The following is a 22,128-nucleotide window of genomic DNA, read 5'->3' on the forward strand; positions in this document are numbered from 1 at the left end:
CAGACTCAAAAGGTAACGTGAAGATGAAGGTACAGCAGCTCAAGCAAAGCGTGAATCTGCAGAATCTCGAAGACTGGGGCAAGGTGGGATTGCCCGGTACGACGCCAATTCAGGTGTCGGGCGTGCAACGCGTTATCAAGGGCAGCGAAGCCGTCGATACCGGCATCTTCGAATGCACCGCCGGCACCTATCGCCGCTCGATCAAGCAGGCCGAGGTGATGCACTTCATTGCGGGACGCGGACGCTTTACGCCCGATAACGAAGAGACCATTCACTTTCAGAGCGGCGATACGCTCTTTTTCGAAGCTAATACAGAAGGGCTCTGGGAAGTCGAAGAGACGATGCGCAAGGTCTACGTCATCTTCTGAACGCCGCGTCATAAGTTGCACCGAGCGCCGGCCTGCACCGCGCCAAACCGATAAGGCCGGCGCTCCGCCCCCTCTCTTGCCCCACCTCCCAACGCGCGCCTCGACCATTGGGTTCCGTCGCGCCGCCTCCCAGCGCTCCCCGCCTTCCCATGCACGTCCGCGACAGCGTCGGGTAATCCCGCGTTGCTCCCATGTTGCCGTCTTACTTACAATTCAGCTTCGTTCGCACATAGAATCTACGTTCTTATTATGAACATTTACGCGTTGTGGCCATTCCCTGCGGTCTCTGCGGCGTAATCGGTTCGCCGCGGCATGGGCGTCGCACGGCTTCTAAAACGGCGTCCGATCGTATAAAAAGAAAAGGCTCGTTCCCGCGAGCCTTTGCTTATCCGGCAGTGAGGAGACCATCATGAACCGCAGCACGGCTGTGAACGTTCAAGCATTTATCAACGAACATCCCTTTTCGCCGTTCCAATGGCTCGTGTTCTCCATGTGTTTCATCATCGTCCTGCTGGACGGTTTCGACACGGCCGCGATTGGCTTCATTGCGCCTTCGCTGATCGCTGAATGGGGCATCACCAGACCGGCGCTCGCGCCCGTGCTGAGCGCGGCGCTGTTCGGCCTCGCCTGCGGCGCGCTCGGCTCGGGACCGCTGTCCGACCGGCTCGGGCGACGTTCCCTGCTGCTCGGCTCGGTGCTGCTGTTCGGCGTGGCGTGCCTCGGCTCCGCCTTCTCGACCAGCATCGAACAACTGACGACACTGCGCTTCATCACCGGCGTCGGTCTCGGCGCGGCCATGCCGAACGCCGTGACGATGATGGGCGAATACTGCCCGGACCGCCGCCGCGCGACGGTGATCAACCTGATGTTCTGCGGCTTTCCGCTCGGCGCCGCGTTCGGCGGCTTCCTCGCGGCGTGGATGATTCCGCATTTCGGCTGGCGCAGCGTGCTGCTGCTCGGCGGCATCACGCCGCTTCTGCTTCTGATCGTGCTGGCGATCAAGATGCCGGAATCGGTGCGCTACATGGTGGCCAATAACAAGCCGGTCGAGCGGATTCGCGCGGCGCTCGCGCGCATTTCGAGCGAAGCGGCGCAAGCGGGCAGCTTCATCATGACCGAAACGGCGCCGCAAACCGGCGGCAAGGGTGCGGCGGTAGTGCTGTCGCGCTCGTACATCATCGGTTCGGTGATGCTGTGGATCACCTATTTCATGGGTCTCGTGATCTTCTACGCGTCGATCAACTGGATGCCGATCCTGCTGAAAGACGCCGGACTCACGCCGCAACGCGCGACACTGATTTCCGCGCTGTTCCCGCTTGGCGGCGTGGGCGCCGTGCTGTGCGGCGTGCTGATGGACCGCTTCAACGCGAATCGGATCATCGCGGCCTGTTACGCGTTGACGGCCGTGAGCGTGTACTTCATCGGTCAGGCAGTGGGCAATGTGGGCGCGCTGGTGTTCATCGTGTTCGTCGCGGGCGTGCTGATGAATACCGCGCAATCGTCGATGCCCGCCCTCGCCGCCGCGTTCTACCCGACCGAAGGCCGCGGCACGGGCGTGGCGTGGATGCTCGGCATTGGGCGCTTCGGCGGGATTGCCGGCTCGTTCCTCGTGGCCGAACTGACGCGTCGCCATTTTTCGTTCGCGGGCATCTTCGCCATGATCGCGGTGGCGGGTCTGATTTCGTGCGTGGCGTTGCTGATCAAGCAGGCGGCGCGGCCGCATGTGGCGAACGTGGGTGCGCCGAAGGCGGAGTCGTTCGGGCATTGAGCGGGTGAGTCGAATGCGTACCTAATCGACTCAAATCATGAGTCGATTAGCTCCCACGAGGCTGAACGGCCGGGTACACGTGAATCTGAGGCCGGATTCGGCATAAAGCTGTTGTCCCTGACAGTGAAGGGTTCGTGACTTTCCCGATAAACTACGCGCTTGTTGACCCGTGCCCATCTACCACAGGATTCAGGGAATGAAACGCGTAGTCGTATCCGCGCTGCTTGCGGCGTGCCTCGCGCAGCCGGCCGTTCAAGCCGTTGCGCAAACCGTCAGCGATCAATGCTTTGCGATCGGCGATATCGCCGGACAGGTCGCCTCCTGGCGCGCGCACAAAAAGACCAGGGCGCAAGCGCTCGAGCAGGCGGCCAAGTATTACAACGATGCGGCTGACCGGCAGGCGGTCAACGCCATCATCGAGAAGATCTACAGCCCGGACGTGCCGCGCATGACGCCGGATCAGGCCAGCATGGCGTTCACGTCGGATTGCGCGAATCGTAAGGCGCAGACGCCCAGGCAGTAGCGCCTGCGGTTGCAAATGCCTCTAGCGTTTGCGCAGCGCATCCTGCTACGTCAGCGCCTTGCCGTGACAACGCACTGACAACTCTGGTCGTTGCCGGGTCGGTTCTGTCGATCGACCAACAGGTTCAAGCGCCCTGCCACGCGCAAACGTCAACCAAACCATGCCTTTCGCCGGCACCGGATTCCACGGCGCCCAGTTGACCGGACCGGCTTGCTGGCCCATCACCCAGAAACGGCCGACGCCGATCGCCCGATAGCGGTCATGGTCGAACGCGGAAACCGGGATGCGCGTGCGCGCATAACGCGCCTTCTGCTCGTCGGGCAGCGCGACGGATTCCGTGCGTGCGATCGGATAGCTTTCCCACGCAGTGACATCGAGCGCATTGTCCCTGGCGAAGCGGTAGTGATCGAAGGTCGTGAAAAAGCCCATGAAGTTGTGAAGCAAATCCGCCGACGGCGCATACTCGCGCAACACATCGATCTGCTCGCGATGAAACTCGCCACCTCGTCCGACATGAAGCGGCGGAAGTCGAGCAGATGAATCGGATTGGTGTCGGTGGGCGTGAGGTTATCCGTACCGTTGATATCCCTCGGCCTGCTATGCGAAATACCTATCTATTTTTTCTGTTTGACCGATTTTTACAGGTGTCTTATGTACGCCTACGAGGTGCCAATCTGATAATGAACGGGAGAATACTGGAGGCACAAAAGCGAATAACGGCGTCGCTAACGCTCCGACACGGGCGTCGTGCTGCATGACAGGCTGCCGCACAGTTCAGGTCTCTCGCGGAGTGCGTAACAGGCGGATTCCAGCGGTTTTAAAACAAGAACTTCCGGGGGGCAGCAAATGTCGTGGTCGACTCAACCGCGCACGCCGGACATTCCCGGCGACGCACTAACGCAAACCCTATTGAGGTGCGCGTGACCCAGTGGCTAACCCAGACACACACCGTCACGTTCAGCGATGCCGCGCTTCCCGAAATCGTCGGCGTCTCATACAGGAACAGGCAGTTCACCGAAAAGCGCGCGCCGATGCTGACCGTTCGTCGGGTCAGCGGACGCGAGGCGGTCGGTGAACTCTTCGAATACATCGTTGAGACAGCAGTCGGGAACCCGGACTTTCTGGAAGACCCCGAGAGCGCCGCGCAGATCGATCTTGAGCGCATCGTCGGCACAACAGGCACGGTGGCGATCCAGATCACCGGCATCGGCACCTTCCGCGCGGGCGCGACAGGCGATACCGGGCGCGCGAATGTCGGCGCCGATACTCGCTACATCAGCGGCGAAATCGTTTCGGCGCGGATCAGATGCGTTGAAGACCGCGCGGCGATTTTCGAGTTCGTGCTGCGTCCGTTTGTGTGGCGCGCAACGCTGAACTGCGATTCGCGCATCTTTCATGGTTCGGTGACCAAGGTACTCGAAGAAGTCCTGCAGCCTTATGTGGGCACCGTTGAATGGCGTATCGGCGGAATGTGGCCCGGCAAAGGCTACCCGCCGCGCGACATGATCCGGCAGGCGTGGGAATCAGACTGGGCATTCATATCCCGTTTAATGGAAGAGTTCGGGCTCTGTTACTGGTTCGAGCATCGTGACGACTTTCATTCGCTCGTCATTTCCGACCTGCTGAGCGGCTTCCGTCCGCACGGCGTCGCCTATGAAACACTTCGCTATCATCCGGCCGGCCGGATCGATGAGGAACATATCAGCGAACTGTCGGTGTCGTACACGCTGACGCCGGGCAGCGCCGAAGTCAACGACCACAACTACGCGGAGCCGCGACTTGCAAAAAGTCTCGCACCGAACCGCGAACGCTACGAAGACCTGCGCGGCACGGCGAGCCGGGACATCGAAATCTACGAACCCGCCGACTTCGCGCAGCCCGAGGCCCGGCGCACATTTGCCGACGCGAACGACGAGCGGGAGGAAGCCCGGTATCTTGCGCGGGTCACACTCGAAGCGAGACGCTGCCAGGGGCTGCGCGCAACCGGCAGGGGCCATCTTCAGGGGCTGCAGCCCGGGCGCACGTTCACGCTGACGGCTATCCGCAGCAGCGCGCGAACCGTGAATACATCGTTCTGCGCTCCACACTGGATATCACTGAAGTTGGCACGTCCTCAGGCGACTGGCGTCAGTACTCGGTCAACACGGAATTTGAACTGCAACCGGCGAACGAGTATTTCCGGCTGCCGCAGATCACGCCGAGGCCGCGCATGGACGGCTATGAATACGCGGTGGTGGTCGCGCCGCAGGACAATGAAATGTACATCGACTCGCGCAACCGGCTGCGTATCCAGTTCGACTGGGACCGTCAGGCAAAACTGGATGGCTCAACCTCGATCTGGGTGCGCATCATGAGCCAGTGGCAGGGTGGCGAGATGGGCGTTGTTGCACCCGGTCGCTCGGGTCAGATGGTGCTGGTCGCGCACGTGCACGGTGACCCGGACCGGCCTGTCGTCGCCGGATTCGTGGTGGACAGGTTCAACATGCCACCGTGGGCCCTGCCGGCCAACGCGGCGCTTAGCGGCATGCGCAGCAGCAGCCTTGGGTATGGCCGGCGCTCGAACCATCTTGCGCTGGACGATACGCCCGGCCGGATGCAGGCGCAGCTGTCGAGCGACCAGGCGAATTCGCGGTTTGTGGCGGGGCTCAATACGCGCATCGACGGCAACCGGGGGCGCACCGAGGCGCGCGGTGAAGGGATCGAGATTGCCACCGATGCGCATGCGGTGATGCAGGCGAACCGGGGCTTGCTCGTAACGACCGAGACGCGCGCGGGCGAGACGGTACAGCGGCTTACGCAGGCGCGGCAACAGCATGAGGACCTGTCACTGCTCGCGAAGCAGCACAACGTGCAGACGCCGCATGCCAGCCAGAGCGATGCGGCCAGCACGATCAGGACGCAGAACGGCGCGATCAGGGGCGGCGCCAGGACGCCGGAGAATCCATCGCCGGAGATGACGCGCCCGGACGTGGTGATTGCGAGTGCGGCGGATGTGGCGACCACGGCCGCAGACAGCACGCATATGGCGAGCGCGAATGATCACGCGGTGACGGCGGGACGGGACGTGAGTGTGTCGTCGGGACGTTCGCTGTTGGCGTCAGTGCGCGGCGCGATCAGCCTGTTTGCCTGGCAGCTTGGCATGAAGCTGATCGCGGCGAAGGGGCCCGTGGACATACAGGCGCAGAGCGACCAGATGGCGTTGGCGGCGCTAAAGGACATCACGATCAGCAGCACGGACGGCAGGATCGTGATCACCGCGGCAAAGGAAGTCTGGCTCGGTGCGGGCGGGTCGTATATCCAGATCAACGGCGGCGGGATTACCAACGGCTCGCCGGGACCGATTCTGGAGAAAGGCGCGTGGTGGGATGTGCCGGGCCCGGATGTCCAGTTGAGGACTTTCCCGCCTTCCGGTTCGGGCACGCCGACCGATGACCACATCCATTCGCTGTGAAAGCTTTCCTCCCGACAGACTCATGATTATCAGCCCACCCTTTCTTTCCGCAGCGCACCCGCAGCAGAATGATGCAATGATCACAGCGGACGCCGGCAACACGGTCGTCCCCGATGGGGACGTATGCACATCCAACATGCTGGAATGCGAGCCGGGCAACGGCGCCTATCCGGTCAGCCACAACCTGGGCTGGCATGGCGGCCCGCATCTGAGGGCGCCAGTAGAAGGCGGCGACCCGCTGCCTGTGCGGGCCATCGCAGACGGCAAGGTCGTGTACATGCGCAAGACCGACACGACCCACAAGCCGACGCTCCAGTATCGCAACGTGCGCACGGATGACGGCTGCGTGGTCATCCGTCACGACACCGAGATCGGTGAAGGCGAGAACGCGAAGATCACCTATTACTCGATCTACCTGCATATGCAGCAGGTGATGCCGACGCTCGCTGTCGGCAAGAAGGTCTACCGCAAGGACGTGGTCGGCACACCCGGCCAGATATACGGCCAGTATCCGCAGATTCACTTCGAGATCGTCTGCGACGAGGCGAACCTGAAAAAGATGATTGGACGCGCCCCGGGGCCGCTGGGCAATACCCAGGCGCGCAGGGATGCAGTGTATGGCGACATATGGTTCTTCATTCCTCGCGGCGCGAAGCTCTTTGCCAGTGAGCCGCACCCTTTCCGTGATGATGACAGCGCGCCGGCAATCGCGACGTTACACCCGCAGCCGTCTCTCGTACCGGCCGGAACGAGTTGTGATCTTGTCGTGCGCATGCATTACGAAAAGGATTGCACGCTGACGACCTACAGGCAGAACGTGGATCTGAGCTGGTCCGTGTGCGGTGCAATGCCTGCGGAACGGGATGCGGAATACGACCTGTACAGACGTGCCATGGCCCTGCATGGACGATTTACAGACAGTTCCCTGGCGGCGATTGCGGCAGGCATGCCCGTCGCCTCGCCGAGTGCGATCTTCGAGGTCCTGCGTTTCGGGTGTTGCATTGGTGACGAGATTCCTTATGGCGCGCGTCTGAATCACTGGCGCAAAGTGAAAACGCCGGACGGTGATGGGTGGATCAATCTTTCCAAAGCAGGCGTGCGGGTCTATAGCGATGCCGATTTCCCGGAGTGGGCCGGCTGGAGTTTCATTAACGATGATCCGACGCCCGACAGCCTGTGCGATTCGCCGACGATAAAGCGCTGGCTGGACGTCAATCATGCGGGGCATGTGAGCCACGCCGATGCGGTGAGTGCCCTCGGGATGGATGCGATCCGTCAGCGCATGGCGCGAGCCGTGTGCAGGTTTCCATCCGAGTGGAGTCGTGACGGACTGGCGGCGCGGTATAACTGGCTGAAGAGTCCGCATGAGGCATTGGCCAATCCGTTGTCGGATGAGGCTTTCAACAGGCTGATGGAGCATGCGCGCGATCTGGCTTTCTGGGAGACATCGGTGACCCTGATCTGCCTCATGCCAACGAAGTGTGGCATTTCCCGCCGACTGCGTTTATCAGAAACATGAAAAGTTGCAACTGGCTAAGCGTCGAAGAACTGGCGCAGTGCCTCCCTCGTCGGTCGTTGACCGGACAGATAAGCTGGAACGACGCGTATCAGCGGGCAATCGTGCATCACAAATCGGTGAACATGCTCCGTCGCAAATATCTTGGCGACAGCATGCCTAGACTACTACATTTCCTCGCTCAAACTTACATTGAAACAGGCGTCCTAAGTCTAATGAACGAGGGAGGCGCTGGCCACGGCAAGCCATATGGGCCATTCTACGGACGAGGCTACCTTCAGCTTACCTGGCCGAGTAATTACGAGGAATATGGAGTCTTCAGACATCTGCCGGACATCGTTGGGTTGACATATTCCGACGCACGGATTACCGCCACGAGCACACATGAGTGGTCAAACGGCGCAACACCCCGTCGTTGGTTTCCTCGCTTCGATCCTGTCACAATCGCTTCCAATCCTACTGACGCCGCGGAATCCGCCGGCATGTTTTGGGTTTCTAAGCATTTTAGAGGAAAGACAAACATTAACCGTGCCGCAGACCTTGACGTAGCCCCATCCGTTGTCGGCTTTATAAGCTGGCTAATTAATGGCGGTGCCTCAGGATACGCAAATCGCCAGCAGTTCGCGGCGTTGCTTCGCCGCGTCCTGACGGACGATACCAGTACCCTCCATGAGGAGACCATTACCTATCCCCCGTTGGTACCGTCGGGTCACCCCACGCTATGCCAGACGTTCCCGCCCGCGACCGTCCCGGCAACATCATCCATCCAAGTTAGCTATGTACCGCAAATTCCTTAGCATTGCCATTGTCGCAATCGGTTCTGACGTGCATGCAGGCGAGTTGGTTACGCTGCCGCGAGCGTGGCACGACTCCCATTACGCCTCCTGCTATCCTTCGTTGAGAGCCGGAATGTCAGACACATACGGCAGCCGTTTTGACGATGACGAGAATATATTGCAGTTTCGCCGTCATATTGGATCGCACGACTTTGTGATCGCAACCGACGCGACTTCTGGAACCAACGCTCAAAAAACAGTTTTTGAGCAACGTAATTCGAATAGTTGGTGCGTGGTTTTAACTTCGCCACCTGTAGCAGCCTTGGCTTCTGGTCCTGTCTCGGCGACATCGCGGCGTCCATTGACGTGGACGACCGTTACTCAAGCTTCCCCTGGTTTTCAGGGAGTGAAAGTTGTGTACAAGTGGAACTCCAAAGATCTGATCTACATGCCGCTCAGTTGTTACAAAGGCAGCGAAGGGCGTTGGAAGTCATTCGACTGTAACGATGCCTACCAAGAATAACCGCCCCAAAATCAAGCACTGTGATAAGGAAACCTAGTGAGCAATCTTATCCGACTCGGCGACACCACCGACCACGGCGGCGAAGTTATCACCACTTTATAGACACGATGCGCTACGGCGGGCGACTTGTGCAAATTTCCATCTGACTGGAGTCGCGACGGACGGGCGGCGCGGCATGAATGGCTGAAGAGTCCGCATGAGGCATTGGCCAATCCGTTGTCGGATGAGGCTGTCAACAGGCTGATGGACGATGCGCGCGATCTGGCTTTCCGGGAATACATCAGTGACCCTGATCCGCCTCATCCCAACGAGGTATGGCACTTCCCGCCGACTGCGTTTATCCGGCATTTCAGAGCGTGCGGATGGTTCAGCAAATCCGAGTTCAGCAGAATCTACCCTGCCGCAAATGCGGTTGCGATCGGCAAATATCTCGCCAGTATAAACAGGACGTTTAGCAAGTACTGTATCAGCCAAGGATTGCGTAAAGCTCACTTCCTCGGACAGTCCTCGGTCGAGTCTGGCCAACTTCACGACATGAGCGAGTTATATAACGGCGATCCTTTCGAGTATTTCAGGCGGTATGAGCGCGCGAAGAATTACATCGGGTGGCTAGGCAATGTCGAGTGGAACGACGGCGGAAAATTCAGAGGACGAGGATTTAAGCAACTGACAGGACGTGCAAATTATGGGGTTTATTTCCGATACCGGGGATGGCTTGCCTGGCAAGCAGTCGGGGTAACGTGGTGGCAGGACGCTCGATGGTGGGGTTTTAATCCGCCATACTCCTCCAGTCACCACGCGAACCTACTACCAATTCACAATCCGAATTTGGTTTCATCGCTCGTTGCCTCGCTTAAGCCGCCCGTTATCGATCATCCAGAGGTCCTCGCGGCTGATCCTCTGACCTCGATCGACACGGCTGGCTTCTTCTGGGCGAACAATAGACTTCTACCTATAGCCGACAGTGACGATGTGATTGCAATGACAAACAAGGTTCGCGGGGACCACGCACAGTCGCCTTCTCAATTTCCGGCGGACGCCCATTTCGATCAGCGTCAGTCAGAAACATCGAGAATCAAAGGAATTCTGCTATGAAAGAAATATGGGTTGGCATTTTGATTGCCTGTGCGCTTTTAATGCAGGCTAGTGCGCAGAACATTCAAGGAAGCTCGACGACAGTAGTTCTCGAGAACACCAAGGTTGTTTTTTCCTGTAGCGGATCGTCCGGCACTCAGGTCATCACAGCATCTGTGTCGGATGAGCATCTAGGTGATCGGCCACTAGTCGGGCCACAGCGCGTAGATGAAGCAGAAGATTGTGCACAGGTGACGTGGACGGTTCAGCCGGGAGCGGAAACGGGCGTTCAACTCGTTATGGCAAATCCTGGAAGATTGGGACTTGATGCACAGATGCTGGTTTTCTATGCGGACAAAAACGGCGTTGACTTCGCGGGATATTTGCCAGTGGCAGCTGATTCAACGAGTCCAGGCCGCTTTCGGGTAGTCGGCAACGATGCCTACGGGAAGTGGGAGCGCATATACGCTTTCAAGGATCGTAAGTTAAGTATTGCGCAAGAACTGATCTTGATGCAGTCGGGAAGTGTGTGTTTGGAACGTAGCGGAATCGCAAAGATGAATCTTCCATGTGTCGGATCGACGACTAAGGCAAGCCGCAAAAAGCCTGTCTGCGTCATTCAGCGCGATGGCAGGGCGAAACTGGGCGCACTGCGTGCCTGCGCGTCACTCACGGTGCAGAGGTGACGACATGCTATACCATATCGAAGCGGAATATGACCAAGCTGCGTTATGCCTTGAGCCTCTTACGGACTATGGGCTTGACAGGCGCTGCTTCTTCGGTCGGCGAAGGAAAAAAGGATGATTGACACAGTACTTTCTCCGATCTTCATCGGTAGGATGAATGTCTCGGTTGTCGCGATCGCCCCCTCTACCAAGGGTAGGCTACCGCGTTCTGTATGCAGATATGGGCCTGCCAGGTTGCTCCATCAGTCTCAAAGACTTTTACGGCGGCCATGTTGAAAGCGGAGCTAATAACAATGCGTGGTATTGGACTGATAAACCACCAGTTCGTAGCACCCTTGGTCCTCGCCTATTGATTGAGTTCGCCTGTGGTCAGGCTAATGAGGGGTACGCGGACGCTCAAGACAAAGCGCAAATGTACGGCGCGTCGTGGGACTCAACGAAGGGATGGGCGCCATACTACGTAGACGATTCTGAAAAGAAACTGCTTTCTCCCGTTACACGAATTTATCAGTTGAAGTCCGAGAATTCGAATGGCTTTATACGGACGAGAGATGATATTAACGGAGAGGAACGGCTGCGGGTCCGCTCATATAAATATTGCCTTTTTCACGACGACAAGGCGATTTGCGGAGCGGGACAAACCATGCGCCTTAGTAAACCTGCGCAGGACTATCTACCCTTGATCCTTCGCATTTTGCGCAGCGTCAGATTCGTGGATGTCCCTTCTTCCGAGGACAAGCGAAATGATTGACTTCATCCGACTCAATGACACCACCGACCACGGCGGCGAAGTCATCACCGCTTCAGACACGATGCGCTACGGCGGGCGACGCGTAGCCCGGGCAGACGATCTTGTGAAATGTCCGCTGCACCTTGAGCATCGAACCCAATGCGATTCTTGAGGGCGACAGCAGGATTACCGATCATGGTGTGCCCGTCGCGCGTCACGGGCATCTCACTACGTGCGGTTGCCGGCTGGTTTCCAGTCTGCTCGGCAACGCGTCAAGTTTCGATACAATGCAGGCACCAAGCGCCAGCGTGTGATCGAATCAGTCTGCCGGTCCACGTACAGGGGCTTACACAAGCACCGCTGACGGCGATCCTCCCAGGCCTTCATGCCGGTATGAAATGAGGCGGACTAGCACCTGCAAAGGAAAAGGGCGCGAGTAATCGCGCCCTTTGTCATTCGGCAGTCAGGAGTTCAATCAGCCAGCAGTTCGCGGTCGCCGCCTGCTCGCGCCCGTCAGAACAGTATCGCGCACGTCCTCGTTGAACAGACGCCTGTTACCGGTCGCAATGACGGAAAACACAATGTCATCCACGTTCGCGCTTCGCTCGAACTACTCGACGTACGAGCGAAGGGTCGCCGAGTTGCCGATCGACACTCTGATCCGGCTCATCCAGACGCCGCACCAGCAGCCGTCGATGGTGCTCGCGCCGCCGCCCACTTTGGTGGTGCGCGCATCGACCGGGCCGCGGCGGCTGAAATGAATTTGCAGGGTGATCAGCAGAAAATGCTGTGATCGCCGCAAAAAAACGGCGTGCGCACCACCGGCGCCTCGATTGGCAATTTCATCGATTGCGCTAGAGGCGTAGCATCGATCCATCAATCGACGCGCGTACGCGGCCGCGTGCCTCGCTACGTCAAGGGCAACCTGAAGGAGCAACCGAATGTCTCTCGCATTGACACGCAATGAACTGATTCGCTCGCAGAACCTGATCGACGGAGCATGGACCGGCGCCGCCGACGGCGCCCGCTTTGCCGTCACCAACCCGGCCACCGGCGAGACGATCGTCGAAGTCGCCGACAGCGGCGCCGCCGACGCGCGTGCCGCCACCAACGCCGCAGCTAGCGCATTCCCCGCCTGGCGCGACAGGCTGCCGCGCGAGCGCGCCGAGATTCTGCGCCGCTGGCATGCGCTGATCGTCGCCAATACCGACGACCTCGCGAAGCTGATGTCGATGGAACAGGGCAAGCCGCTCGCCGAGGCCCGCGGCGAAGTCGCTTATGGCGCGTCGTACGTGGCCTGGTTCGCCGACGAAGCGACCCGTATCTACGGCGATCTGATTCCGCAGCAGCAGCGCGGCAAGCGCATGAGCGCGGTGAAGGAGCCGGTCGGCGTGGTCGCGGCGATCACGCCGTGGAATTTCCCGCTGGCCATGATCGCCCGCAAGATCGCGCCCGCGCTCGCGGCGGGTTGCACCGTGGTCGCCAAACCCGCCGAAGACACGCCGCTCACCGCGCTCGCCCTCGCCGCGCTCGCTCAGGAAGCCGGTTTGCCGGACGGCGTGCTGAACATGCTGTCGGCGTCGCGTGAACAGGGCATTGCCGCCGTTGCCGACTGGCTCGCGGACGCACGGGTACGCAAGATCACCTTCACGGGTTCGACGCCGGTGGGCAAGCATCTCGCGCGCGAATCCGCGGGCACGCTGAAAAAGCTCTCGCTGGAATTGGGCGGCAACGCGCCCTTCATCGTATTCGACGACGCCGATCTCGACGCGGCCGTTACCGGCCTGATGGCGGCGAAGTTCCGCAATGGCGGCCAGACCTGCGTGTGTCCGAACCGCGTGTATGTGCAAGCCGGCGTCTATGAGCGTTTCGCCGATCTGCTCGCGAAACGCGTCGGCGCGCTGAAAGTTGCGCCTGCAACCGACCCGCAAGCGCAGATCGGCCCGATGATCAACGAACGCGCGATCGAGAAAATCGCCCGTCACGTGGAAGACGCCGTCAAACATGGCGCGAAGGTGCTAGTGGGCGGCAGGCGCCTGACGGAACTCGGACCGAACTACTACGCGCCGACCGTGCTGACGGACACGAAGGACGGCATGCTCGTCTGCTGCGAAGAGACCTTCGGCCCGGTTGCGCCGCTGTTCCGTTTCGACGACGAAGCCGAAGCGATCCGTCTCTCCAACGACACGCCATTCGGCCTCGCTGCCTACTTCTATACGCAGGACGTGCGGCGTATCAACCGCGTGGCCGCGCAACTCGAAGCGGGCGTGATCGGCATCAATGAAGGCGCGGTGTCGAGCGAAGCGGCGCCGTTCGGCGGCGTAAAGGAATCGGGCTATGGCCGCGAAGGGTCGAAGTATGGGCTCGACGATTACATGTCGATCAAGTACATGTGCCAGGGCGGGCTGGATTGACGGGCCGCCCTCCCGCAAGAGCCTGAACACCTGAACACCCGAACACCCTGCCGCCGAACGCCATCGCTTCCCAGTTGTGAGAAGCGCTCCGCCGAGGCGGCAGTTCTCATTTTGCCCGCAATAAATCCAGTACTTCGCCAGACCCAACGCGTTCGCCTCTCAACAGAACGCAGCCCCCTCGCCGCAACACCCCTCGCGCGAAATACCGTAACCGTCATGCACACGATTCATGACGGCCATTTTTGGCCTGAATTTGACCGCCTATTTCCGCGGTCATATTGTTCGGCCATGCCTGCCGGGCTCGTTTCGCCGCTCCTGCCGAACACCATGACAAGAACGCGCGACCCTCCACATCGTGACCCTCCATCTGCCATGACCCGCCATGAATTCTGACGCGACAGCCGCTCTGACACCTCTGCCCGCAACCCGGCCCACCAGCAAGGTTCGTCGCGCAGTGACGACCGCCGTGCTCGGACAGGTCCTCGAATGGTATGACTTCTTTCTTTACGGCACCGCCGCCGCGCTCGTGTTCGGCAAGCTGTTCTTTCCCGTCGGCAGCGATCCGTTGACGGGCACGATCGCCGCATTCGGAGGCTTTACGGTGGGCTTTATCGCGCGGCCTATCGGCGGCGTGTTGTGCGGCCATATCGGCGATCGCTACGGCCGCAAGACGGTCATGATGCTGACGCTGCTCGTCATGGGCACGGCCACCGTCTGCATGGGTCTGCTGCCGACCTATCAACAGATCGGCCTCGCGGCGCCCGTCTTGCTGGTGCTGTTGCGCATTCTTCAAGGTCTCGCCGCCGGCGGCGAATGGAGCGGCAGCATCCTGCTGATTCACGAAAGCGCGCCCGCCTCGCGGCGTGGCGCACTCGCCGCCTGGAGTCCGTGCGGCGCGGCGTTCGGCTTCGTGCTGTCCACCGCCGCGTTTCTGCTCGTGCAAACGCTCTCGCCCGCCGACTTCCACAGCTGGGGCTGGCGCGTGCCGTTCCTCTGCAGCGCCGTGCTGGTCGCACTCGGTCTGTGGATGCGCCGCTCCGTCGACGAAAGCGCGGAGTTCGCCGCCGTCAAGGCGACGCGCCGCGACGCCCGCATGCCGATCGTCGAAGTACTGCGCCAATGTCCCCGTCAGGTGCTGACCGTGTTCGGCCTGCGCTTCGGTGAAGGCGCGGCGTCGTACATCTTCTTCGCGTTCTCCATTGCGTACGGCCAGTTCATCGGCCTCAAATCGAGTTGGGTGCTAGGCGGCCTGACCGTGTCGATGCTGATGATGATTCCCGTATCGCTGTTGATGGGCCGTCTCACGGACCGCGTCGGCCGCAAGCCGGTTTATCTCGCCGGCGCCGTGGCGATGGTGCTGGTCGCCTATCCGTATTTCACGTTGCTCGGCTCAGGCGTGCTGTGGAAAGTCGTCGCGGCGCTCGTGCTCGCCAACAGCATCACGCTCGGCATTCTGGAAGGCGCGCAGCCCGCTTTCATCAGCGAATTGCTGCCCGTTCATCTGCGCTTCTCGGGGCTCGGCATTGGCCGCGAGATTTCGTCGGTACTCGGCGGCGGCCTCTCGCCGATGGTGGCGACCGCGCTGCTCGCGCATTACCGCAGCGCCGCGCCGGTGGCGATCTATCTCGCCGTGCTCGGCCTGATCACGGTCCTCGCGACCTGTCTCGCGCCGGAAACCTTTCCCAAAGCGCTACGGCTTCAGGCGAAAGCCAAAGAGCACGCCGGGCACGAAAGCGTCTAAGCCCGCTTCTTCCGCACCCATTCACTTTCTTTCGAAGCCGTCATCATGCAAAGCCTTCAGATGAGCACTCTTTCGACTTACGCCTACGAACCTCGTGCGACCGATCACGCGGATCCGTATCCCGACTACACCGGCCCGCTCACACTCGATGCGCTGATCGGCGAGATCGAACGCCGCCGCGACGAGTTCGATCAAATCTCGCATGTGCCGCGCGACATGATCGCGAAGATGAAGCGCGCCGGCATCTTTCGCGCGAGCACGCCGCAGCGCTTTGGCGGCGACGCGCTGCCGCCGGCGCAATTCCTGCGGATGCTCGAACGCATCGCAAGCGCCGACGGCTCCGCCGCGTGGGTCGCGGCGTTCGGCTCGGCGAATACCTACCTCGCCGCTTTGCCGATCGAAACGCAGCAGCAGATTTACGCTGCCGGCCCCGACCAGGTTTTCTCGGGCGGCCTCTATCCGCTGCAACCCGCGACGAAAGCGCCGGGTGGCTTCGTGGTCAGTGGGCAGTGGCGCTTCGCGAGCGGCTGCAAGGGCGCGGACTGGATCGGCGTCGGCATCGGCGGCACGCCCGCCAATTCCGGCGATGCGGGCGCGGGCAAGCCGTTCACCGCCGTGTTTCCCGCGCATGAAGTCGAGATCGTCGAGAACTGGAACGTGGTCGGCATGCAGGGAACGGGCAGCCACGATTTGCGGCTGCGCGAGAAATTCGTCGATACGCAATGGACCTTCGTGCGCGGCGGCGCGGCGCTGATCGACGAACCGCTTTACCGCTATCCCGCCGTCGCGTATCAGGCGCAGGTGCACGCCGCCGTCAACATCGGCCTCGCGCGCGCGGCGCTCGATCTGCTGACGGGCATGTCCGGTTCGACCAAAACCACCACCGGCGCGCCGCGTCTCGCCGATCGTGGCTACTACCGATCAGGCCTCGCGAAAGCGGAGGCCAACTGGCGCAGCACCCGCGCGTTCTTCTACGAATCCGCCGAGGCCGCGTGGCGGACGATCATCGACGGCGATCCCGTCTCGCAGGAACAGGCCAATCTGTTGCGCCTCAGCGCGACGCACGCCGCGCAGATCGGCGCGGAAGTGGTGATGCAGGCGTATCAGATGGCGGGCATCGCCGCGATCTATCGCGAGAACCGTTTGCAGCGCCTCGTGCGCGATTCGATCGTCGTGACACAGCATGCGTTTCTCGGCGAAGGCACGTATGACGCATCCGGCGCGCTGTTCGCCGGCGTGCCGCCGGTCACGCCGTTTCCCTAACGCGGCGCGTCCTGACTCAGGCCATGCAAAAGGAAAACATCGTGACGATCGAAGACACCAGAAAGCGTTTCCGCGATGCGATGGCGTGCCTGCCGGCCGCCGTCAACATCGTCACCACGGACGGGCCCGGCGGCCGCTGCGGCATCACTGCAAGCGCGGTGTGCTCGGTGACGGACGCACCGCCCACCATGCTCGTGTGTATCAATCAGGCCAGCTATGTGCATGACGTACTGCATCGCAACCGCAGCGTATGCATCAACGTGCTTGCCGCCGAGTGCCAGGAAGTGGCCCGTGATTTCGCCGGCATGACAGCGTGCTCGATGGACGAACGCTTCGGACGCAATGCGTGGACCAGCGGCGCTTTGCAGGCGCCGGTGCTCGCGGATGCGATCGCCAGTCTCGAAGGCGAAATCGTGGACATCAAGACGGTCGGCTCGCACTCGGTCATGTTCGCGCAGATTCGCCACATCGCGCTGCGCTCGGATGGCGATGGGCTCATCTATTTCGGCCGCGAGTTTCATCGGCTGACACGGCCGCAAGCGGCGGCGACGTTGGTTGCCGCGCACGGCGCGAGGTGAGCGTGGAAGTCTGCTTCTTTCTCGTTGGCCACGGTACGCCTGCATGTGTGCCCCGCTTCGAGCTACTACCGCCGAATGTAGAGGGATTACGCCGTTCCGTAATCCACGTCCCCACGGAATCGGATGACTGCGATCCTTTGTCGAAGTCCGACGCATCCGCGCGACCTCGCTGCGTGCTGCAATGGTATTTCGACGACCTTGAACTGCTTGAACAAGCGCTGCAACCTAAGGGTGCGATTCACGACGTCGTAAAGGAATTTGCGAGCACGGGTCTCACGTTTGTGCAGCAAGCCATGGCGGTCAGGCAATTCACCACCCCGAATCCAGGCGATCTTGGCGCACGCGCCGAATACTGCACCTACCTCGTCAGCTACGAAGGCGAAGCGCAGGACTTCAACGCGTGGCTCTCGCATTACCTCGCGCATCATCCACCGCTGATGGCGCAATTGCCCGGCATTCGCGAGCTCGAAATCTACACGCGGCTCGATTACCGCTCGGGTCTGGACGTCGAGCGCGCCACGGCCATGCAACGCAACAAAGTCGTCTTCGACGATTCCGCGTCGCTGGCGGAGGCGCTGGCCTCGCCGATACGCGCCAGCATGAAGCAGGACTTCAACGCTTTTCCGCCCTACAGCGGCGCGACGCTGCATTTCCCTATGCGTAGCATTTACGGTAATCTGAAACCCAAATAAACGCCCGCCCTCGCCGCGATCCGAACGTCATGACCAAGTCGCACCCCGGCATTACGGATTTGAACCTGCTGCGCGTGTTCCTGGCCATCTCCGATCTGCGCAGCCTGACCGCCGCGGGCGAGCGTCTCGGACTCACACAACCGGCGGTCAGCCACGCGTTGCGCCGGCTGCGCGCTTTATTCGACGACCCGCTGTTCGTTCGCACGCCCACCGGCATGGTGCCCACCGACGCCGCGATGCGCCTGCACGCGCCGTTGACTCAAGCACTCGGCATCATCAACGACGCGGTCCAGCAAATCGCCAAATTCGATCCCGCCACGGCGCAGCGCGTGTTTCGCGTGTCCATGTCGGATATGTCGGAGTTCTATTTCCTGCCACCGCTTCTGTCGATGCTCGACCGCAACGCGCGCGGCATTCGCCTGGAGATCGCGAATATCTCTGTCGATTCGGTGAGTTCGGCCATGCGCAGCGGCAAGATCGATCTGGCGCTCGGCTACGTGCCTGGTCTCGATCCAGGATGCGTGAGCAGGACGCTCTTCGTCGACGAACATGTTTGCGTGGTGCGGGCCGGTCACCCGCTGCGCAAACAGAAGCCGACCAAGGAGGACCTCGCGAGCCTGCGTTACGTCTATGCGAGCACCAACGCGACCGGCCACCGGATGGTCGAACAGTGGCTCGAAGAATTGAATCTGCGCCGTGATATCGTGCTGCGCCTGCCGCATTTCGTGGTGGCGCCGGAGATCGTTCAGCATACCGACCTCGCCGTGATCTTTCCGCGGAGTATCGCGCAGCGCTTCAATCGCAACAAAGCCTTTCGCATTTTGCCGTTGCCGTTCGCGCTGCCGCCCATCGAAATCCAGGTCCACTCGCACTCGCAATTTTCGGCGGATCCGGGCATCGCGTGGTTGCTCGATGAGATTTACGGCATGTTTCATCAATCGCCTGATAGCGCAAAGACGCGGACGCCGGCTGAACCGTGAAGCCACGCGGCTTAGCTTCGGATACCGAAGCTGGGCACTATCATTGCCGGCAACGATGACAGTCACATCCACCGCTCGTAGGTCCTTCCGCACCGGAAGCGGATGATGAACAACTGACTGTGAGCCTCATAGCGCGATCTCTGAACGCTGCAACACTCCTCGAACCAAGGCTCGCTGTGCGGGCGGCTTTATCTGCGTTACGTGGACGCCGGCGGGTATTTCGTGGACCGCAGGATTCGTGCGGTGAAGGCGGCGCTGATCGAGGATGTGCCTTTGCCGGCCTAACGGTGGCAGCGCGGACTCCCGCCGCCTAATGCCCCGGCTTCAACGCCGCATACGCCCCGGGCGTGATCCCATAAGCCCGCTTGAACAACCGGTTGAGATGGCTTTGATCGTAGAAACCCACGGCCGCCGCGGCCGTCGCCGCGCTCTGCCCTGAGGCAAGCATCCGTTTCGCCGCCAGCAACCTCACCTGGGTCGCGTAGGCGTGTGGCGGCAGCCCGAATTCCTTGCAGAAAGCGCGCGTGAGGTAGTAGCGGCTCAGTCCCACCAGTTCCGCCAGTTCATCGACCGAAATATCGCGCTCGTAATTGGCGGCGACGTACTCGCACACCTGCTCCATCTTGCGCGCCTCGCGCCGGGGTTCTGCCACCTCCTCAGCCGAGCGCCCATAGCGCCCGACCAGCATCCCCATCGCAGCCCACCAGTTCGCCTGACGCTCCATCAGCGAGACAGCGCGCTGTTCGTCCAGGCTCGCATGCGCCTTGACCAGCAGGCCCGCGAGGTGCGGATCCTGATACAGCCCCGGCGGAATCAGCAGTGGTTTGTCGGCGCGCGCGTCGGGAGAGAAGACTGCGCTGAGTGCGCCGAGCCCTTCCATGTCCAGGTAGATCGCGCGATAAATCCATTCGCGCCCCTCCCAGACCTCACCGCTATGGTATTCGCCCGGCCCGAAGACCAGCACGCTGCCGGGGCCGGCAACCTCGCTGCCCGCGCGCGTGTGACATTGGCCCGCGCCGGTTTCGGTCATGACGATGACGAGTTCGTCATGCAGATGCCGGTCGAACTTGTGATTGCCGTAACGGGCGCTTGCGAGACATGCGCCGTCGAGCGCGCCGTCGCGCCAGCAGACCACTTCCGGCTCGCTTTTATCCGATGTCTCCATAGCTCGCGCCCCCTGTTCTTCAAACCAGTTCGATTCTGACCCGGCGATTACGACGGCCCTTGTTCTCTATCTTCGCGATGCGAATGGGCCGCGACTGCGCGGTATTGGTCAGGTGAGTGCCGCCGCATGCCTGCCGGTCCAGATCGCCGATCTCGACGATGCGCACCGTGCCGTCCGGCGTCGGCGGCGGCGCCACCGAGAGGCTGCGGATCAGACCTTGCGTCGCCTTTGCTTCGTCCGCGCCGACGTAATAGGTGCGCACCTCCATCGCGCTGCGGATCACGTCGTTGACGGGTTCTTCCAGCAGACGCAGCGCGTCGTTGTCCGCTTCGGGCAGATCGAAGTCCATGCGCGCGGTGCCGTCGGCGTTGATCTGCGCGCCGGTCACGAGCGCGCCGGCAAAGCGCTGATACACCAACGCGTTGAGAATATGCGTGACGGTATGCAGTTGGGCGACCGTGGCGCGGCGTGGCGCGTCGATGGCCACGTGCACGTTGCCGTCCAGTTCGAGCGGTTCGTCGAGCAGATGCCAGAGCACGTCCCCTTCCGCCGCGACACCGGTGATGCGCACGGCGCCATGCGCGTGCGTCAGCGTGGCGGCGTCCGAGACCTGGCCGCCGCCGCCCGGATGCAAGGCGGAACGGCCCAGCACGACCGCGCCGGGCCGCGCGGCAATCACGGCCGTTTCAAAGTCCAGCAGATCCGGCTGCTCGTGGCAAAGATAATGCGGCACCTTGATGTCCTCGCGGAAATTGATTGAATACGCCTAGGATACCCAGTCCCGCGGGCGGCCGTCTTGGTTAAAAATGCCCTGCGGAGGCTCACCGGGCAAACTCATGTCGGCGGATATGGAAAGGCCACTGCCGAAAGCACTCCGGACAAGGCCCATTTCCCGCGAATTCCAGTATCCTGAACCATCTCGCTGAACGCACCCAACCGCCCCGGCTTTCCTCAATGAATCTATCTTTTGAAGTCCTGCAGGTACTCGATGCAATCGATCGAACCGGCACGTTTGCGAACGCCGCCGAAACGCTTCACAAAGTGCCGTCCTCGCTGAGTTATCTGGTTCAGAAACTCGAACTCGATCTCGGCGTCAAGCTGTTCGACCGCACTGGCCGGCGTGCCACGCTGACGCACGCGGGACGCGTGGTCGTCGAGGAAGGCCGGCGTCTGCTGGAAGCGGCCGAAGCGCTCGAATTCAAGGCGAAGCGAATTGAGCACGGCTGGGAATCCGATCTGCACATCGCCGTCGACGAGATCATTCCGTTCGACCTGCTCTGGCATCACGTCAGCGAGTTCTACAAGCTGAAGCTGGAAACGAAGCTGCATCTGTCGAAAGAAGTGTTGGGCGGCTCGTGGGACGCGCTGCTCACTCGTCGCGCGGATCTGATCGTCGGCGCGGCCGGCGATCCGCCGCCTATTCCCAATCTGATCGCGAAACCGATCGGCTCGCTGAAGCATGTATTCGTGGTGGCGCCGGATCATCCGTTGGCGTCGATATCCGGACCGCTCACGATGGACACCGTCGCGCGCCATCGCGCGGTCGCGATCGGCGATACGTCGCGCAAACTGGCGCCGCGCACGATCGCGCTTGCAGTCAATCAGGAAGTGCTCACGGTGCCGACGCTCGAAGCCAAGCTCGCCGCACAGATCAGGGGCCTCGCAGCGGGCACGATTCCGGAATGCCTCGCCGTCGACGCGCTGAGGCAGGGCGAGCTGGTGCAAAAGGAAGTGATCGGCATGCGCGACGTCACGCACTTCTATCTGGCGTGGCGCGACAACGAGAGCGGCAACGCGCTGCAATGGTGGGTCGATCAGTTGAACCGGCCGGACCTGATCGACGACGTAGTGCAACAACGCATGCTGCACGGTTGAGGTTC

Annotated in this window: 18 protein-coding genes and 3 pseudogenes; 18 read left to right on the forward strand and 3 right to left on the reverse strand. The window is 61.2% G+C overall.

Annotated elements, in window-relative coordinates:
- Nucleotides 1-23: 23 nt before the first annotated feature.
- The 3 genes from B0G80_RS33285 (at nucleotide 24) to B0G80_RS33295 (ending at nucleotide 2,659) form a co-directional block, all read left to right on the forward strand.
- The gene (locus B0G80_RS33285) at nucleotides 24-368 is read left to right on the forward strand and encodes a cupin domain-containing protein (RefSeq protein WP_106282531.1); all 345 of its coding nucleotides are present in this window, start codon (nucleotides 24-26) and stop codon (nucleotides 366-368) included.
- A gap of 409 nt (nucleotides 369-777) precedes the next feature.
- Entirely contained in the window at nucleotides 778-2,136 is a 1,359-nt protein-coding gene (locus tag B0G80_RS33290) for an MFS transporter (RefSeq protein WP_116122083.1), read from the forward strand.
- 196 nt (nucleotides 2,137-2,332) lie between these two features.
- Nucleotides 2,333-2,659: a hypothetical protein gene (locus tag B0G80_RS33295; protein ID WP_116122084.1), complete on the forward strand. Its 327-nt coding sequence runs from the start codon at nucleotides 2,333-2,335 to the stop codon at nucleotides 2,657-2,659.
- Nucleotides 2,660-2,785: 126 nt separating this feature from the next.
- Here the strand turns inward: B0G80_RS33295 and B0G80_RS33300 are convergent.
- Nucleotides 2,786-3,222 (reverse strand): annotated as a pseudogene (locus tag B0G80_RS33300) (beta-galactosidase); the annotation flags it as partial.
- 468 nt (nucleotides 3,223-3,690) lie between these two features.
- Between B0G80_RS33300 and B0G80_RS47380 the strand changes: the two are divergent.
- The 14 genes and pseudogenes from B0G80_RS47380 to B0G80_RS33365 all read left to right on the forward strand — a co-directional run.
- Nucleotides 3,691-4,638 (forward strand): annotated as a pseudogene (locus B0G80_RS47380) (contractile injection system protein, VgrG/Pvc8 family); the annotation flags it as partial.
- Between the two features lie 113 nt (nucleotides 4,639-4,751).
- Nucleotides 4,752-6,110, forward strand: coding sequence for a type VI secretion system Vgr family protein (vgrG, locus tag B0G80_RS47385; protein WP_258879247.1), 1,359 nt, complete (start codon nucleotides 4,752-4,754; stop codon nucleotides 6,108-6,110).
- Nucleotides 6,111-6,132: 22 nt separating this feature from the next.
- Nucleotides 6,133-7,629: a M23 family metallopeptidase gene (locus B0G80_RS33310; RefSeq protein ID WP_181920111.1), complete on the forward strand. Its 1,497-nt coding sequence runs from the start codon at nucleotides 6,133-6,135 to the stop codon at nucleotides 7,627-7,629.
- A 906-nt stretch (nucleotides 7,630-8,535) separates the two neighbouring features.
- Entirely contained in the window at nucleotides 8,536-8,925 is a 390-nt protein-coding gene (locus tag B0G80_RS45495; protein WP_147309949.1) for a hypothetical protein, read from the forward strand.
- A 126-nt stretch (nucleotides 8,926-9,051) separates the two neighbouring features.
- Nucleotides 9,052-10,020 carry a hypothetical protein gene (locus B0G80_RS33315; protein ID WP_147309950.1) on the forward strand — a complete coding sequence of 323 codons (969 nt, stop codon included), beginning with the start codon at nucleotides 9,052-9,054 and terminating at the stop codon, nucleotides 10,018-10,020.
- Complete coding sequence (locus B0G80_RS33320) at nucleotides 10,017-10,685, forward strand: hypothetical protein (protein ID WP_116122087.1); 669 nt, start codon at nucleotides 10,017-10,019, stop codon at nucleotides 10,683-10,685. Before B0G80_RS33315 ends, B0G80_RS33320 begins: the two co-directional genes overlap by 4 nt.
- Before the next feature lie 743 nt (nucleotides 10,686-11,428).
- A pseudogene (locus B0G80_RS33330) lies at nucleotides 11,429-11,729 on the forward strand (PAAR domain-containing protein).
- A 267-nt stretch (nucleotides 11,730-11,996) separates the two neighbouring features.
- Nucleotides 11,997-12,176, forward strand: coding sequence for a hypothetical protein (locus tag B0G80_RS33335; RefSeq protein ID WP_258879106.1), 180 nt, complete (start codon nucleotides 11,997-11,999; stop codon nucleotides 12,174-12,176).
- 180 nt (nucleotides 12,177-12,356) lie between these two features.
- Nucleotides 12,357-13,829 carry an NAD-dependent succinate-semialdehyde dehydrogenase gene (locus B0G80_RS33340; protein ID WP_106282541.1) on the forward strand — a complete coding sequence of 491 codons (1,473 nt, stop codon included), beginning with the start codon at nucleotides 12,357-12,359 and terminating at the stop codon, nucleotides 13,827-13,829.
- 382 nt (nucleotides 13,830-14,211) lie between these two features.
- Nucleotides 14,212-15,570 (forward strand): MFS transporter, encoded by a 1,359-nt coding sequence (locus tag B0G80_RS33345; protein ID WP_116122089.1) that lies wholly within the window; start codon nucleotides 14,212-14,214, stop codon nucleotides 15,568-15,570.
- A 45-nt stretch (nucleotides 15,571-15,615) separates the two neighbouring features.
- Nucleotides 15,616-16,833, forward strand: a complete 1,218-nt coding sequence (locus B0G80_RS33350; protein ID WP_116122090.1) for an acyl-CoA dehydrogenase family protein — start codon at nucleotides 15,616-15,618, stop codon at nucleotides 16,831-16,833.
- A 23-nt stretch (nucleotides 16,834-16,856) separates the two neighbouring features.
- Nucleotides 16,857-17,411 (forward strand): 4-hydroxyphenylacetate 3-monooxygenase, reductase component, encoded by a 555-nt coding sequence (hpaC, locus tag B0G80_RS33355; protein ID WP_116122091.1) that lies wholly within the window; start codon nucleotides 16,857-16,859, stop codon nucleotides 17,409-17,411.
- Nucleotides 17,412-17,413: 2 nt separating this feature from the next.
- Nucleotides 17,414-18,103, forward strand: a complete 690-nt coding sequence (locus B0G80_RS33360; protein ID WP_408968754.1) for an EthD family reductase — start codon at nucleotides 17,414-17,416, stop codon at nucleotides 18,101-18,103.
- 29 nt (nucleotides 18,104-18,132) lie between these two features.
- Entirely contained in the window at nucleotides 18,133-19,083 is a 951-nt protein-coding gene (locus B0G80_RS33365) for a LysR family transcriptional regulator (RefSeq protein WP_116122093.1), read from the forward strand.
- Between the two features lie 310 nt (nucleotides 19,084-19,393).
- Here B0G80_RS33365 and B0G80_RS33370 read toward each other — a convergent pair whose 3' ends face one another.
- Together B0G80_RS33370 and B0G80_RS33375 are read right to left on the reverse strand one after the other, a co-directional pair.
- Complete coding sequence (locus tag B0G80_RS33370) at nucleotides 19,394-20,248, reverse strand: AraC family transcriptional regulator (RefSeq protein WP_116122094.1); 855 nt, start codon at nucleotides 20,246-20,248, stop codon at nucleotides 19,394-19,396.
- Between the two features lie 19 nt (nucleotides 20,249-20,267).
- Nucleotides 20,268-20,981 carry an alanyl-tRNA editing protein gene (locus tag B0G80_RS33375; protein WP_116122095.1) on the reverse strand — a complete coding sequence of 238 codons (714 nt, stop codon included), beginning with the start codon at nucleotides 20,979-20,981 and terminating at the stop codon, nucleotides 20,268-20,270.
- Between the two features lie 221 nt (nucleotides 20,982-21,202).
- Between B0G80_RS33375 and B0G80_RS33380 the strand changes: the two genes are divergently transcribed.
- Entirely contained in the window at nucleotides 21,203-22,123 is a 921-nt protein-coding gene (locus B0G80_RS33380; protein WP_116122096.1) for a LysR family transcriptional regulator, read from the forward strand.
- Nucleotides 22,124-22,128: the final 5 nt, after the last annotated feature.

It is taken from the genome of Paraburkholderia sp. BL6669N2 (genome assembly GCF_003387275.1).
Taxonomy (GTDB): Bacteria; Pseudomonadota; Gammaproteobacteria; order Burkholderiales; family Burkholderiaceae; genus Paraburkholderia.